Origin of the sequence: Aeromicrobium sp. SORGH_AS_0981, assembly GCF_031453195.1 — a bacterium.
Lineage (GTDB): Bacteria > Actinomycetota > Actinomycetes > Propionibacteriales > Nocardioidaceae > Aeromicrobium.
In genome coordinates, this window is the sequence record NZ_JAVIZD010000001.1 from 2,750,551 (window position 1) to 2,765,288 (window position 14,738).

Annotated in this window: 17 protein-coding genes; 12 read left to right on the plus strand and 5 right to left on the minus strand. The window is 73.3% G+C overall.

The genetic code is table 11. The features are described from left to right. Nucleotides 1-4 precede the first annotated feature (4 nt). The 6 genes from QE370_RS13765 to QE370_RS13790 all read left to right on the plus strand — a co-directional run bounded on the left by QE370_RS13765 (nt 5) and on the right by QE370_RS13790 (nt 5,667). Nucleotides 5-538: a GNAT family N-acetyltransferase gene (locus QE370_RS13765; protein WP_253023420.1), complete on the plus strand. Its 534-nt coding sequence runs from the start codon at nt 5-7 to the stop codon at nt 536-538. A gap of 99 nt (nt 539-637) precedes the next feature. Next, nucleotides 638-1,360, plus strand: coding sequence for an MIP/aquaporin family protein (locus QE370_RS13770; protein WP_309634686.1), 723 nt, complete (start codon nt 638-640; stop codon nt 1,358-1,360). Between the two features lie 46 nt (nt 1,361-1,406). Further along, nucleotides 1,407-2,927, plus strand: coding sequence for a glycerol kinase GlpK (gene glpK, locus QE370_RS13775; RefSeq protein WP_309634687.1), 1,521 nt, complete (start codon nt 1,407-1,409; stop codon nt 2,925-2,927). Nucleotides 2,928-2,997: 70 nt separating this feature from the next. After that, nucleotides 2,998-3,546 carry a DUF1992 domain-containing protein gene (locus QE370_RS13780; protein ID WP_253023414.1) on the plus strand — a complete coding sequence of 183 codons (549 nt, stop codon included), beginning with the start codon at nt 2,998-3,000 and terminating at the stop codon, nt 3,544-3,546. Nucleotides 3,547-3,553: 7 nt separating this feature from the next. Further along, on the plus strand, nt 3,554-4,468 hold the full coding sequence (locus tag QE370_RS13785; protein ID WP_309634688.1) for a DNA-3-methyladenine glycosylase 2 family protein: 915 nt from the start codon (nt 3,554-3,556) through the stop codon (nt 4,466-4,468). A 26-nt stretch (nt 4,469-4,494) separates the two neighbouring features. Then, nucleotides 4,495-5,667 (plus strand): MFS transporter, encoded by a 1,173-nt coding sequence (locus QE370_RS13790; RefSeq protein WP_309634689.1) that lies wholly within the window; start codon nt 4,495-4,497, stop codon nt 5,665-5,667. Here the strand turns inward: QE370_RS13790 and QE370_RS13795 are convergent. Both QE370_RS13795 and QE370_RS13800 read right to left on the minus strand, forming a co-directional pair. Continuing rightward, on the minus strand, nt 5,645-6,370 hold the full coding sequence (locus QE370_RS13795) for an alpha/beta fold hydrolase (RefSeq protein WP_309634690.1): 726 nt from the start codon (nt 6,368-6,370) through the stop codon (nt 5,645-5,647). The two genes, QE370_RS13790 and QE370_RS13795, sit on opposite strands and share 23 nt — an antisense overlap. Then, nucleotides 6,367-6,987, minus strand: a complete 621-nt coding sequence (locus QE370_RS13800) for an L-threonylcarbamoyladenylate synthase (RefSeq protein ID WP_067857346.1) — start codon at nt 6,985-6,987, stop codon at nt 6,367-6,369. Before QE370_RS13800 ends, QE370_RS13795 begins: the two co-directional genes overlap by 4 nt. Before the next feature lie 83 nt (nt 6,988-7,070). On the opposite strand from QE370_RS13800, the gene QE370_RS13805 reads away from it, so the two are divergent. The 6 genes from QE370_RS13805 (at nt 7,071) to cobA (ending at nt 13,241) form a co-directional block, all read left to right on the plus strand. Beyond that, on the plus strand, nt 7,071-7,631 hold the full coding sequence (locus QE370_RS13805) for a helix-turn-helix domain-containing protein (protein ID WP_309634691.1): 561 nt from the start codon (nt 7,071-7,073) through the stop codon (nt 7,629-7,631). Beyond that, on the plus strand, nt 7,628-8,896 hold the full coding sequence (locus tag QE370_RS13810; RefSeq protein WP_309634692.1) for an MFS transporter: 1,269 nt from the start codon (nt 7,628-7,630) through the stop codon (nt 8,894-8,896). Before QE370_RS13805 ends, QE370_RS13810 begins: the two co-directional genes overlap by 4 nt. A gap of 62 nt (nt 8,897-8,958) precedes the next feature. After that, nucleotides 8,959-9,783, plus strand: a complete 825-nt coding sequence (locus tag QE370_RS13815) for a phosphoadenylyl-sulfate reductase (protein ID WP_309634693.1) — start codon at nt 8,959-8,961, stop codon at nt 9,781-9,783. A gap of 37 nt (nt 9,784-9,820) precedes the next feature. After that, the gene (cysD, locus tag QE370_RS13820) at nt 9,821-10,759 is read left to right on the plus strand and encodes a sulfate adenylyltransferase subunit CysD (protein ID WP_253024946.1); all 939 of its coding nucleotides are present in this window, start codon (nt 9,821-9,823) and stop codon (nt 10,757-10,759) included. After that, nucleotides 10,759-12,057, plus strand: a complete 1,299-nt coding sequence (locus QE370_RS13825) for a GTP-binding protein (protein WP_309634694.1) — start codon at nt 10,759-10,761, stop codon at nt 12,055-12,057. The genes cysD and QE370_RS13825 overlap by 1 nt, the downstream gene beginning before the upstream one ends. A 2-nt stretch (nt 12,058-12,059) precedes the next feature. Beyond that, entirely contained in the window at nt 12,060-13,241 is a 1,182-nt protein-coding gene (gene cobA, locus QE370_RS13830) for a uroporphyrinogen-III C-methyltransferase (RefSeq protein ID WP_309634695.1), read from the plus strand. A gap of 4 nt (nt 13,242-13,245) precedes the next feature. Here the strand turns inward: cobA and QE370_RS13835 are convergent, their stop codons facing one another. Genes QE370_RS13835 through QE370_RS13845 form a run of 3 tightly spaced genes read right to left on the minus strand, consistent with a single transcriptional unit; the run spans nt 13,246 to nt 14,720 of the window. Beyond that, complete coding sequence (locus tag QE370_RS13835) at nt 13,246-13,677, minus strand: hypothetical protein (RefSeq protein WP_253024949.1); 432 nt, start codon at nt 13,675-13,677, stop codon at nt 13,246-13,248. After that, on the minus strand, nt 13,670-14,035 hold the full coding sequence (locus tag QE370_RS13840; protein ID WP_253024950.1) for a hypothetical protein: 366 nt from the start codon (nt 14,033-14,035) through the stop codon (nt 13,670-13,672). The genes QE370_RS13835 and QE370_RS13840 overlap by 8 nt, the downstream gene beginning before the upstream one ends. Nucleotide 14,036: 1 nt before the next feature. After that, complete coding sequence (locus tag QE370_RS13845) at nt 14,037-14,720, minus strand: alpha/beta fold hydrolase (protein WP_309634696.1); 684 nt, start codon at nt 14,718-14,720, stop codon at nt 14,037-14,039. Nucleotides 14,721-14,738: the final 18 nt, after the last annotated feature.

The window sequence follows — 14,738 nt, forward strand, 5'->3', positions numbered from 1 at the left end:
TCCCATGATCACGCTCACCGATCCGCCCACCTTGGTGGCGCCGACGGCGGCCGTGCGTGCCACCTATCTGGTCGGCGAGATGGCCGACATGAAGGACCGTGGCGCCAGCACCGAGTGGCTTGCCGTCGCCAGCCGCGACTTCGACGCCTTCGTCGCGGAACGCGTCGGCGTGCGCGAACGATGGGGCGTGCCCTCGGAGGTCTTCTGGTTCGTCTCCGGCGAGTTCTACCTGGGCAGCCTCGTGATCCGGCACCGGCTCATCGCCGACCAGGGTGGCGGCCACATCGGCTACCACGTGGTCAGCCCATGGCAGCGCCAGGGACACGCCACCGAGATGCTTCGCCAGGCACTCGTCAAGGCCGGAGCCCTCGGCATCTCCCCCGCACTCCTCACCGTCTCCCCCGTCAACCACGCCTCCCGACGCGTCGTGGAGAAGAACGGCGGCGTCCCCGACGGCATCAACCACGAGGGCGAGCAACGTTTCTGGGTCCCCACCTCGGCCTCCTCCTCGGTGCCCTCACCCGCCGTCGCCGTGTGACCACCGTCACGCTAGCCTGACGACGGGTCCGACGCTCGGCCTTCCAGGGACGTCCGCACCGGGCGGGCGACGGGCGACGAGCCGGGCCCGGGGGGAAACATGCTGACCGGGATCTTCCTGCCCGAGCTGCTGGGCACGGCCACCCTGCTGCTGCTCGGCTGCGGCGTCGTCGCCAACGTGGTCCTCGCCCGGACCAACGGGCACGGCGGTGGACCACTCATGATCACCATCGGCTGGGGACTCGCCGTGTTCGCCGGCGTGTACGTGGCCTACCAGTCCGGCGCCCACCTCAACCCCGCCGTCACGCTCGGCCTCGTCGCCTCCGGTGACGACCTCGGTGGCGACACCGCCGTCAAGGTGCTGGTCTATCTCGCGGCCCAGCTCGTCGGGGCCATCCTCGGAGCCACGCTCTGCTGGCTCGCCTACCGCGACCAATTCAACGCCGAGGAGAGCGACCCCGACGACAAGCTCGGCGTCTTCTGCACCGCGCCGCAGATTCCGCGCACCAGCTCGAACCTGCTCACCGAGGTGATCGGCACCTTCGTGCTCGTGTTCGTCATCATCGCCTTCGGCAAGACGCCCAGCGGCCTCGGTCCGCTCGCCGTGGCCCTGCTCGTGGTCGCCATCGGTGCGAGCCTCGGCGGCCCCACCGGCTACGCCATCAACCCGGCGCGCGACCTCGGACCCCGCATCGCCCACACGCTGCTGCCCATCCGACGCAAGCGCGACAGCAACTGGTCCTACGCCTGGATCCCTGTCGTCGGACCGGTCGTCGGTGGCATCCTCGCAGGACTGCTCGCCGCCGCCGCGAACTACGCCTGACCTGACCGAACCCCACCCGACCGCACCACAGAAACGAGAACCGAGCATGGCCGACAACACGTACGTCCTCGCGATCGACCAGGGCACGACCTCCACCCGCGCGATGATCTTCGACCGCAGCGGCTCCGTCGTCGCGGTCGACCAGGTCGAGCACGAGCAGATCTTCCCCCGGGCCGGATGGGTCGAGCACGACGCGCTGGAGATCTGGGAGAACACCCGACGGGTCATCGGCGGCGCGCTCGCCAAGGCGAACTTCAACAGCCGCAACATCTCCGCCGTCGGCATCACCAACCAGCGCGAGACCGCCGTCGTCTGGGACCGCAGCACCGGCCAGCCCGTCTACAACGCGATCGTCTGGCAGGACACCCGCACCCAGAAGATCGTCGACCGCCTCGGCGGCGACGCCGGCCCCGACCGCTACAAGGAGACCGTCGGCCTGCCCCTCGCCACCTACTTCGCCGGACCCAAGGTCACGTGGATCCTCGAGAACGTCGACGGCGTCAAGGAGCGTGCCGAGGCCGGCGAGCTGCTGTTCGGGACGATGGACACCTGGGTCCTGTGGAACCTCACCGGTGGTGCGGAGAACGACGGCGTGCACGTCACCGACGTCACCAACGCCTCGCGCACCATGCTGATGAACCTCGAGACCCTCGAGTGGGACGAGCAGATCGCCGCCGACATGGGCATCCCGCTGTCGATGCTGCCCGAGATCCGCTCCAGCTCGGAGGTCTACGGCGAGTGCAAGCCGGGCATCCTGCGCGGCACGCCGGTCGCCGGCATCCTCGGCGACCAGCAGGCCGCGACGTTCGGCCAGGCGTGCCTGGCGAAGGGCGAGGCCAAGAACACCTACGGCACCGGCAACTTCATGCTGCTGAACACCGGGACCGAGGTCGTCCCGTCGGAGAACGGGCTGCTCACCACGGTCTGCTACAAGATCGGCGACCAGCCGACCGTCTACGCGCTCGAGGGCTCCATCGCCGTCACGGGCTCGCTCGTGCAGTGGGTCCGCGACAACCTCGGTCTCATCTCCAGCGCCCCCGAGATCGAGGAGCTGGCGCGGAAGGTCGACGACAACGGCGGCGCCTACTTCGTGCCCGCCTTCTCGGGCCTGTTCGCCCCGCACTGGCGGCCCGACGCACGCGGCGCTCTCGTGGGCCTGACCCGCTACGTGAACAAGAACCACATCGCCCGCGCCGTGCTCGAGTCCACCGCGTACCAGACCCGCGAGGTGCTCGACGCGATGAACGCCGACTCCGGCGTCCCCCTCGCCGAGCTGCGCGTCGACGGCGGCATGGTCGTCAACGAGACCCTCATGCAGTTCCAGGCCGACATCCTCGGCGTCGACGTCGTGCGCCCCAAGGTCGCCGAGACCACCGCGCTCGGCGCCGCGTACGCCGCCGGGCTCGCCGTCGACTACTGGCAGAACGAGGACGACCTGCGCGCCAACTGGGGCGAGGACAAGCGGTGGACGCCGCAGATGTCGGAGGACCAGCGCGAGAAGTACTACCGCAGCTGGAAGAAGGCGGTCACCAAGACCCTCGACTGGGTCGACGACGACGTCGACTGAGGGGGTCGCCCGACCCCGCGCTGGCACGCGGCTGTCGTTCCTCCTGGCTACGGTGGAGCCAGGAGGAACGATGGCCGACGACCCCCGCCGCCGGGCGGCGCACTACCGGCTCGGCGACGACCCCGCGCCCGAGGAGGCGTCGTCGCGCCCCGAGCGCGGACGCCGCCCCGAGGACCAGACCCTCTACGTCGACGGCCAGATCCGGGCCGCGATGGCCCGGGGCGAGTTCGACGACCTGCCGCTGGCGGGCAAGCCGCTCCCGGCGCGGGTCTACCGCCACGACCCCGACTGGTGGCTCAAGCAGCTGATGGAGCGTGAGAACGTCTCCGGTGTCCTGCCGCCGGCGCTCGCGCTGCGACGCGAGGACGCCGAGCTCGACGACCTGCTCGACACCTCAGGCTCGGAGACCCACGTGCGCGACCTCCTGACCGACTTCAACCGCCGGGTCGTCGAGGCCCGACGTCAGCTCCAGGGCGGGCCTCCCGTCATCACGCCCCTGCGCGACGTGGAGGAGGAGGTCGCCGCGTGGCGCGAGCGTCTGCGCGTCCGTGCCGCCGCGCGCCCCTCTCCCCCGCCGACTCGACGACGCTGGTGGCAGCGGCGGACGCCCCGTGCCTGATCCAGGAGTGAAGGGGCCGGACGCCCAGCGCACGCACGACGACGGCGCGCCGCTCGACCTGCGTCGCACGCTGTCGACCCTGCGTCGCGGCCCCGCCGACCCGGCGTACCGCCGCATCGGCGACGACCACTGGCGCGTCGTGCGGACCCCCGACGGTCCCGCGACCACGCTGCTGCGCCAGGTCGGACCTTCGGCCGTCCGCCTGCAGGCGTGGGGCCCGGGTGCCGAGCACCAGGCGGAGACGCTGCCCCGGCTCGTCGGCCTGCCCGTCGACGACCTGCCGCTCGCCCACCCGGTCGTGGCCGACGCGCGACGACGCTTCCCGGGGCTGCGGGTGCCGTCCACCGGCGACGTCGTGGGTGCGCTGGTCCCCGCGATCATCGAGCAGAAGGTCCTCGGCGCCGACGCCTTCCTGTCCTGGCGCCAGCTCTTGCACCGGCACGGGGAGCCCGCCCCGGGGCCGGCGCCCGCAGGCATGCGCGTCCCGCTCACGGGCGCCGCCTGGGCGGCGCTGCCCTCGTGGTCGTGGCACCACTGCGGCGTCGACCCGAAGCGCTACCGCACGGCGCAGGTCGCGACCCGGATGGCCGACGCGCTCGAGCGCCTCGGACCGCACGACCTGCTCGGCGCCTACCGCGGACTGCGCAGCATCCCCGGCATCGGCGTCTGGACGGCCGCCGAGGTCGGCTCGCGCGCGTTCGGCGACACCGACGCCGTCCCCTTCGGCGACTACCACCTGGCCAGCACCGTCGGCACGGCGCTGCTCGGACGCCGGCTCGAGCACGACGACGAGGTCGCCTTCGTGCTCGAGCCGTTCCGTCCGCACCGCTTCGTCGCGCTGCGCCTCATGCAGCTCAGCCCGCACGTGCAGGTCGAGCGGCGAGGGGCGCGCATGTCACGCGTCGACCACCGCGGGCGGTAGGGATCGCCCGCTCCTACAGTGGGCGCGTGCTGCCTCCCGGACCCGTCCAGCGTGCCTCCCGGTCGTGGCCGGCGCCGGCACTCTCCCTCTTCGCCGTCGGCTGGGGCGCCAACCAGTTCGCGGCGCTCCTGCCCGTCTACCGCGTCGAGGACGGCGCGACCGCCGCGGAGGTCACGCTGCTGTTCGGGGCGTACGCCGTCGGTCTCATCCCGACGCTGCTGCTCGTCGCGCCCGTCTCGGACCGGCTCGGCCGACGCCGTGTGATGCGCCCGGTGCTCGTGCTCTCGTTCGTCGCCACCGTGGTGCTGCTGGTCGGCGGCCACAGCCTCCTGCTGCTCCTGCTGGGTCGCCTGCTCGCCGGCGTCGCCTCGGGTGCGGCGTTCGCGCCCGGGACCGCCTGGGTCAAGGAGCTCTCGACCGGGCCGGCCGGCACCGGCGCACGGCGGGCGGCGATCGCCCTGTCGGCCGGGTTCGGCACGGGTCCGCTCGTCACGGGGCTGATGGCGCAGTGGCTTCCGCACCCCCTGGTGCTGCCCTACGTCCCGCACCTCGTCCTCACGGTGCTCGTCGCCGTCTTCGCCTGGAACGCACCCGAGCCGGTGCGCGCGCACCACGACCCGCTCGACGCCGAGAGGGGTCGGGTCGTGCACGCGCTGCGCTCCCCCGCGTTCGTGCGACGGACGCTGCTCACCGCACCCTGGGTGTTCGGGTGCGCGACGCTGGCGTTCGCGACGGTGCCGCAGGTCGCGCCCGTCCCCGGCCCCAACGTCGCCGTGGGCGGCGCGCTCGTGGCGCTGACGCTCTGGACCGGCGTCCTCGTCCAGCCCCTCGGTCGCCGACGCTCCCCGCGCACCACGGTCCTCCTGGGCGTGGGTGCCGGCGTCGTCGGCTTCCTCGTCGCCACGCTCGCGTCGCTGACGGGGTGGGGCGGGCTCACCGTCCTGGCGGCCGTGGGGCTCGGAGCGGCGTACGGCTGGATCCTGGTCGCCGGGCTGGCGACGGTCGAGGAGGTCGCGCAGCCGGCCGACCTGGCCACGGTGACCGCCGTCTTCTACAGCCTGACCTACCTCGGCTTCGCCGCCCCCTACCTCGGGACGCTGCTGCTCACCTGGCTGCCCGGGACCCCAGCCATGCTCCTGCTCGCAGCGCTCCTGGCCTCGACGGCGCCGCTCGTCCTCAGCTCGGCGCGGCGACGCTGAGGCAGTCCACCAGCGCGTCCACGAGCTCCCGCGGACGCGTCAGGGCGTTCAGGTGCCCGCCCGGCACCGATGTCGCCTCGAGGCCGAGTCGCTCGCGCGCCACCTGCCCCTGCAGGGGCGGCGGGAAGAGCCGGTCGTCGTCGGCGACGAGCACGTGGGTCGGCACGTCGGGCCAGTGCTCGCCAGGCCACGGGGATCCGAAGGCGAGGTCGGTCTGCTCACGCTCGTGCGTCGCGGCCTCCGCCAGCACGTCGTCGGGTGCGTCGTGGAAGAACACCTCGAGCACGTCGAACGGGCGCGACGGGTCGCGTCCGGCAGCCGACTCGGCCTCGCGCCGGGCCGCGGCCTGCCCGACGGCACGCCACCACTGCACGCCCGACTCACCCGGCCGCGGGACCATCGCGTTCAGCAGCACGAGCCGGTCGACGGGCTCGACGAGAGCCGCTGCCGACGCACTGAAGCCGCCGAAGGACTGACCGACCAGCACGACCGGACCCTCGTCGCGCGCGGTGCGGACGGCCTCCGCCACCCGGTCGACGTACCCCTGCAGGTCGACGTCGGGGTCGTCCCCCGGGAGGTCCACCGCGACGGCCCGGTGTCCAGCCGCCTCGAGGAGGGGCACCACCCGGCTCCAGAACCAGGGCGATCCCCCGGCTCCGGGGACCAGGACGAACGTGGCCTGCCGGTCGGCGGAGTCGCTCACCGGAAGCGGTCCGGGTCGCCCGCGCCCTCACGCACGACCTCCGGTACGCCGTCGACGAAGTCCACGACGGTGGTCGGCTCGGCCACGACGTCGCCGGACTCGACGACGGCGTCCACGAGATGGTCGAGCTCCTCCTTGACCAGCCAGCCCTCCGTCATCGGCTCGGTCTCCCCCGGCAGGATCAGGGTGCTCGACAGGATCGGCTCGCCGAGCGAGTCGAGCAGCGCCCGGACCACGACGTGGTCGGGGATGCGGACGCCGACGGTCTTCTTCTTGGGGTGCAGCAGCCGACGCGGGACCTCGCGCGTGCCGGGCAGGATGAAGGTGTACGGGCCCGGCGTGGCGTTCTTGACCGCGCGGAAGATGGCGTTGTCGAGGTGCACGAGCTGCCCGAGCTGGGCGAAGTCCTTGCACACGAGGGTGAAGTGGTGCTTGTCGTCGAGCCGGCGGATGCTCCGGATCCGGTCGAGGGCCTCCTGGTTGCCCGGGGCGGCGCCGAGCGCGTAGCCGGAGTCCGTCGGATAGGCGACGAGGCCACCGTCGCGCAGGATCGACGTCGCCTGCTCGACGGCGCGGCTCTGCGGGTTCTGCGGGTGGATCTCGAGGTAGCGGGCCATGTCCCGACCCTACGCCCCCGACGTCGACCACGACATTGCCAAGAGATCTTTGCAAAGAAGCCTTTGCGATCTACGCTGACCGGGTGACCGCCGAGCACGTGACCCCGTCCCCCACCGCCCTCCGTGCGCTGAGCCACCCGCTGCGACTGCGGCTGCTCGGGTTGCTGCGCGTCGACGGTCCGGCCACCGCGACCGACCTCGCCGTCCGGACCGGTACGTCCTCCGGCGCCACGTCGTACCACCTGCGCCAGCTCGCCGTCCACGGGTTCGTGGCCGACGCGGGCGACGACACCGACGCCCGCACCCGACGCTGGCGTGCGGTGCACCGCAGCACCTCCACCGGCAGCCCGGACGACATGGAGGGGCGTGCGGCGGTCGACGCGTTCGCCCAGGCCGTCGCCGTCGTGCACGCGGAGGGGATGCAGCGCGCGGTCGAGGAGCACCCGCTGCTGCCGGAGGCGTGGCGCGCGGCGTCGACGCTCAGCGACTACGTGCGGCGGCTGCGGCCAGAGACCCTGCAGCGACTCGTGGAGCGGCTGGAGGCCGAGCTCGAGGACGTCGACGACGAGGACCATCCCGACGCGCGTCCGGTGGTCGTGCGGCTGCACGCGCACCCCTGGCCCGGGAGCGTGACCGACGCGTGACGCAGACCGCGCGCACCCCCGCCCCCAGCTCCGCGTCCGCGCCCGCCGGCCGGCGCGCGCTGCTCGCCTGGCTGGTCGCCGACGCGATGGCCCTCACCGGCACCCGGCTCGCCGCGGTCGCGCTGCCGTGGCTGGCGCTGACCACCACCGGGTCCCCCACGGCGGCCGGCCTGGTGGCGTTCGCGGAGCTCACCCCTCTGGTGGTGGCCAAGGTGCTGTCGGGCCCGCTCATCGACCGGCTCGGCGCGCGGCGGGTGGCGGTGGCCTGCGACGCGGCGAGCGTCCTCCCGGTGCTCGCCATCCCCGCCCTGCACCACCTCGACGCGCTCGCCCTGCCCACGCTCCTCGCGCTCGTCGCCGTCGTCGGGCTGCTGCGAGGACCTGCCGACGCCGCGCGGGACAGCCTGGTCCCGGCCCTCGCCGAGGCGACCGGACAGCCGCTCGAACGGATCACCGGGCTCTCGTCGACGATCGAGCGGACGTCGAGCCTGGTCGGGGCGGCTGTCGCCGCCGGGCTCGTGGCCCTCGTCGGCGCGGCCGACGCCCTCGTGGTGAACGCCGCCGGGTTCGCGCTCGCCGCGCTCGTCCTGGGCGTCGGCCTGCGCACGGTCGGCCACGGCTCGACCGACACCGACGACGTGTCCTACCTGCTCCGCCTGCGCGCGGGCTGGCGGTTCCTGCGCGGCGAGCCCGTCGTGCTGGCGCTGACGGTCATGATCGCCTGCACCAACCTCCTCGACGTGGCCTTCACCGCCGTGCTGCTGCCCGTCTGGGCGGTCGAGACCGGGGCGGGGGTCGGTGCCGTGGGCCTGCTGCTCGCGGTCATGTCCGGCACGTCGGTCGTCGGATCGCTCGTCGCGGCGGCCTGGGCCGCACGGATGCCGCGCTTCACGGTCTACGTCGTCGCCTTCCTCGTGTGCGGACTCCCCCGGTTCCTGGTGCTCGCGTGGTCGCAGGACCTCACCCTGCCGGTGGTCGTCATGGCCGTGGCCGGCCTGGCCTCGGGCTTCCTGAACCCGGTCGTCGGTGCGGTGTTCTTCGAACGCATCCCGACCCCGCTCGTCGGACGGGTGTCGGCCATGTCGACCGCGGTGGCGTGGGCGCTGATGCCCCTCGGCGGGCTGGTCGGCAGCGGGCTGCTCGCCGTCCTCGACGTCGGGGCCGCGCTGACGTCGGCGGGCGTGCTCTACCTGGTGATCACGCTCGCCCCGCTCGTCGACCGCCGCTTCCGGGCGATGGGCCGCCCAGCCGGCGAGGTGTCCTAGCCCACCCGTCCACGATGCGTCGTGCGTTCTCACGCCTCGGGACGGCGGACTACGCTTCAGACATGTCCGAGTCCACCCCGTCAGCCGGTCCGACGCTCGCGGAGCGTCGTGCGCGCCAGCTCGCCCACGACGCTGCCCGCGAGGAGCACCACCGCACCCGCGACACCGTCCTCGGTCCCCGTCGCGACGCCGACACGCTGCGTGCCGTGGCCGAGGAGGCGGCGGAGCGCTTCGCCGCGCTCGACCCGTCGACGACCGGCACCGACGAGGTCCTCGCCTGGGTCGCCGAGGAGTTCGGCTACCGCACCGCCGTCGCCTGCTCGATGGCCGACGCGGTGCTGCCGCACGTCGTGGCCCGCCACCTCCCGTGGGTCGACACTCTGTTCCTCGAGACCGGCTACCACTTCGCCGAGACCATCGGCACGCGCGACGCCGTCGAGTCGTCGATGGAGCTCACCATCGTCGACGTGCTGCCGCGCAAGACCGTCGCCGAGCAGGACGCGGAGCACGGCAAGGACCTGTTCGCCCGCGACCCGGGCCTGTGCTGCCACCTGCGCAAGGTCGAGCCCCTCACGCGCACGCTCGGTGAGTACGAGGTCTGGATCACCGGCGTGCGCCGCGACGAGGGACCCACCCGCGCGGAGACGCCGCTCGTCACCTGGGACGAGAAGAACGGCCTCGTGAAGGTCAACCCGCTCGCCGCCTGGACCTTCGACGACCTGCTCGCCTACGCCGACGAGCACGACGTGATCGTCAACCCGCTGGTCAACGACGGCTACCCGTCGATCGGCTGCGCCCCGTGCACCCGCCGCGTCGCACCCGGTGAGGACCCGCGCGCCGGCCGCTGGGCCGGCCTCGACAAGACCGAGTGCGGCCTGCACACCTGACCTGCACCACCGCGACCGCCCGAACCCGAAGGAACGCATGACCGTCGTCGACGAGACGCCCGGCACCGCCGGACGTCCGACCTACCGCCTCGACCAGCTCGCCTGGCTCGAGTCCGAGGCGATCCACATCATCCGCGAGGTCGCGGCCGAGTTCGAGCGTCCGGTGCTCCTGTTCTCCGGCGGCAAGGACTCGGTGGTGATGCTGCACCTGGCGACGAAGGCCTTCTGGCCCGCGCCGGTGCCCTTCCCCGTCATGCACGTCGACACCGGGCACAACTTCCCGGAGGTGCTCGCGTTCCGCGACGCGACGGTCGAGCGCCTCGGGCTGCGGCTCGTCGTCGCCTCCGTCCAGGACTACCTCGACGACGGCCGCCTGCGCGAGCGCAGCGACGGCACCCGCAACCAGCTGCAGACGCAGCCGCTGCTCGATGGCATCACCGACCACAAGTTCGACGCCGTCTTCGGCGGCGGTCGCCGTGACGAGGAGAAGGCGCGCGCCAAGGAGCGCGTGTTCAGCCTGCGCGACGAGTTCGGCCAGTGGGACCCCCGCAACCAGCGCCCCGAGCTGTGGAACCTGTACAACGGTCGGCACCGCCCGGGCGAGCACGTGCGGGTCTTCCCGCTGAGCAACTGGACCGAGCTCGACGTCTGGCAGTACATCGCCGCCGAGGGCATCGAGCTCCCCGAGCTGTACTACGCGCACGAGCGCGACGTGTTCGAGCGCGACGGCATGCTCGTCGCCGTCACCGAGGTCTCCCAGCCGCGACCCGGCGAGTCCGTCGAGCGACGTCTGGTCCGCTACCGCACCGTGGGCGACATGTCGTGCACCGGCGCGGTCGAGAGCGACGCCGCGACCGTCGAGGACGTCGTCGTCGAGGTGGCCGCCACGCGGTTGACCGAGCGCGGCGCCACCCGTGCCGACGACCGGGCGTCCGAGGCAGCCATGGAGGACCGGAAGAAGGAGGGCTACTTCTGATGGCCGCCACCACCTCGCCCACCAAGACCGTCCTCCGGCTGGCGACCGCCGGATCGGTCGACGACGGCAAGTCCACCCTCGTCGGTCGGCTGCTCTACGACTCCAAGTCGGTGCTGGCCGACCAGTTCGACGCGGTCGAGCGGGTCAGCCGCGACCGGGGGCTCGCCTCGGCCGACCTCGCGCTGCTGACCGACGGGCTGCGGTCCGAGCGTGAGCAGGGCATCACGATCGACGTCGCCTACCGCTACTTCGCGACCGCCGAGCGGTCGTTCATCCTCGCCGACTGCCCCGGTCACGTGCAGTACACGCGCAACACCGTCACCGGCGCCAGCACGGCCGACGTCATCGTGCTGCTCGTCGACGCCCGCAAGGGCGTGCAGGAGCAGACCCGCCGCCACCTGGCGGTCGCCTCGCTCCTGCGGGTCCCGCACGTCGTCGTCGTGGTCAACAAGATCGACCTCGTCGACTTCGACGAGGCCACGTACGACCGGGTCGCGTCCGAGGTGCTCGACGTCGCCACGTCGCTCGGGCTGACCGACGTGACCACGATCCCCGTGTCCGCCCTCGACGGCGACAACGTCGTCGACAGCTCCGCTCGCACGCCCTGGTACGACGGGCCGAGCGTGCTCACGTTCCTGGAGACGCTCGAGCCGGCCGGCGAGCCGCACTCCGAGCCGCTGCGCTTCCCCGTGCAGCTCGTCATCCGTCCGCAGGCCGCGGGCGGCGACGAGCACCGCGACTACCGCGGCTACGCGGGCCAGGTCGCGTCGGGCCTCGTGCGCCCGGGCGACCCCGTCACGGTCCTGCCGAGCGGGCGCACCAGCACCGTCGCCGGCATCGACACCGCCGACGGCGAGCTCGACGTCGCGTTCGCACCCCAGTCGGTCACGCTGCGCCTGACCGACGACGTGGACGTCTCGCGCGGCGACCTCATCGTCACCTCCCGCAGCGTCCCGGCCGTCACGCAGGACGTCGAGGGCACGGTGGCCTGGCTCGCCGACCACCGGCTGGCCGGCCGCACGAAGGTGCTGCTGAAGCACGGCACCCGCACCGTGCAGGCCATGGTCACCGAGATCAAGGGCCGTCTCGACCTCGACGCGGCGACGCTCGAGCCGGCGGACTCCCTCGAGCTCAACGACATCGGGCACGTGACGCTGCGCCTGGCGTCCCCCATCGCGGCCGAGGAGTACCTGCACGCCCGGGCGGGCGGGTCGTTCCTCCTCGTCGACGCGCAGGACGGCACGACCCTGGCCGCGGGCATGGTCGGCGACGCGCTGCTCGCGACCGCTACGGTCTGAGCGTGCCTCTCCCCCTCACCCTGCGTCCGGAGGGCCGCCGCGTCGTGGTGGTCGGTGGCGGCACGGTGGCCTCGCGCCGCGTCCACGCCCTGCTGGGCGCCGACGCCGACGTCGTGGTCGTCGCGCCCGAGGTCAGCGCCCGCATCCGCGAGCTCGCCGACCTCGGCCGCCTGACCTGGGTCGAGCGCGGGTACCGCACCGGCGACCTCGACGGTGCCTGGCTGGTGCAGACCGCCACCGACAGCCCCGTCGACGACCAGGTGGCGGCCGACGCCGAGCAGGCCAGGGTGTGGTGCCTCAAGGGCGGCGACCCCGACCACGCGACCGCGTGGATGCCGGCGGTGGCCTCCGTCGACGACGTGCACGTCGCCGTGAGCGGTGGTGGTGACGCGCGCCGGGCGTCGGTGCTGCGCGACGCCGTCGCGACGGCGCTGCAGTCCGGGGACCTGCCGTTGCGGCACCGGACCCACCACCCGGAGGGCTCGGTCGCCCTCGTGGGCGGCGGGCCGGGCGACGCCGACCTGCTCACCACGCGTGGTCGACGACTGCTGGCCGAGGCCGACGTGGTCGTCGTCGACCGGCTCGCACCGCTCGACGCGCTCGACGAGCTCGCCCCGGACGTCGAGGTGGTCGACGTCGGCAAGCTGCCCGACCACCACCCGGTCCCGCAGGACGAGATCAACCGGATCCTGGTCGACCGCGCCCTCGCCGGCAAGCTCGTCGTCCGGCTCAAGGGCGGCGACCCGTACGTGCTCGGCCGCGGTGGCGAGGAGCGTCAGGCGTGCGAGGCGGCGGGGGTGCCGGTGGAGGTCGTCCCCGGGGTCACGAGCGCCATCGCGGTCCCGGCGGCGGCCGGCATCCCCGTGACCCACCGGGGCGTCGCGACGGGCTTCAGCGTCGTCACCGCGCACGACGCCGTCGGCGAGCTGCCGACCTCCCCCGGGCACACCATCGTGCTCCTCATGGGCGTGCGACGCCTGGCCACGACCGCCGAGGAGCTGGTCGCGGCCGGCCACCGACCCACGACCCCCGTCGCGGTCGTGGAGCGCGGCTGCTCGCCCGACCAGCGGGTCACCGTGGGCACCCTGGCGACGATCGCCCAGCGCTGCGTCGAGGTCGGGGTGGGCTCGCCCGCCGTCACCGTGGTGGGCGAGGTCGTGCGCCTCTCCCCCGCCTGGCGCTGACGGCTCAGGCCCGGCGGCGGGTGCGGCGCAGCCACCACAGCCCGACGAACGGCAGCACGAGCGGCACGTAGCCGTACCCGGCGCCGAAGTCGGACCACACGGTGGCGTCCGGGAACAGCTCGCCGTCGAGGAGCGTCAGCAGGCCGACGCCCAGCACGCCGACCAGCTCGAACAGGACGGCACCCACGGCGAGCCGGTGGCGGTCCGTCGCGAGGGCGAACGTGGCGAGCACGTACACCACCCCCGCGAGTGCCGACAGGGCGTAGGCGACGGGAGCCTCGTCGGCCTTGACGACCAGCTGGTAGACCGAGCGGGCCGTCGCCGCGATCGCGAAGACGGCGTAGACGGCCACGAGCGCCCGGCCCGGGCCGGTCGAGGTCCGGCCGGCGCGGCTCTCGTCCGAGGTCGCGTGGTCGGGAGAGACGTGCTCAGACATAGGTGCCCTTCCAGATCCCCAGCAGCCGCACCATCAGCGCGGCCACGGTGAGCAGTGCGACGACGACGACGCCGGTGCCCCACCGGCTCTTCTCGGCGATCCCCCACAGCACCGCGGCCGGCGGGAGGACCACCACCGTGAGCCAGTACGACACGTACAGCCCGCCCGACACGTCGCGGTCGGTCTGCGCGAGCGCCACGAAGCCGCCGACCATGGCGACGACCAGCACCAGCTCCAGGACCGACACCGCGTAGAACAACGGGTTGCCGAACGGCGCGTCCCGCACGGTGTGCGTCGCCGCGAACACGGCCACCAGCAGCGCCAGCAGGGCGACGCCGTAGGCGATCGTGTCGGTCACGTCAGGCTGGTCCTCTGGTCGGCTCGTCGGTGTCGCGGGACTCCCGGGCGTCGGCGCCCAGGATCCGCAGGGTCGAGTCTTCCACGAAGCCGTTCCACGTCGACACCTGGCGCAGCATGTAGTGCCCCGCACCCGGGAGCGCCGTCCACGTCGCCTCGGTCGCGATCGGGCGGCATCGCTCGACGAAGGTCCGGCTCAGGGCGGCGGACGTCCACCGGTCCCGGGGCCCGTGCAGCACGTGCAGCGCCCGGCCTGCCAGTACGCGGTGCGGCTCGCCGGCCGGCAGCCACGGCGCGAGGCCGACGACGCCGACGACGGAGCGGTCGTCCGCCGTGCGGCACGCGGTGCGTCCGCCCATCGAGTGGCCCACGAGCACGACCGGCAGGTCGCCGTGCTGCTCACGCAGCCGGTCCAGCGCCCATCGTGCGTCGCGCACGGGAGACGGGTCGCGGTCGTCGTTCCAGCCCCGCACGCGGTGCTGCAGCAGGTGCACCGCCAGGTGCTCGCGGCGTGCCGTCGGGCGCAGCGCCTTGGCGACGAGCAGCATCCGCCACCAGCTCGCGTTGCGGTTGCGTACCGGCTGGGTGCTGCGCTGCTGACCACCGTGCAGCACCAGCACGACGGCCCGGGGCCGTTCCGGCACGTGGATCGCGTCCAGCCGCGGCTCACGCGGTTCCTCGCTCATCGGACCACCGTGGCACAG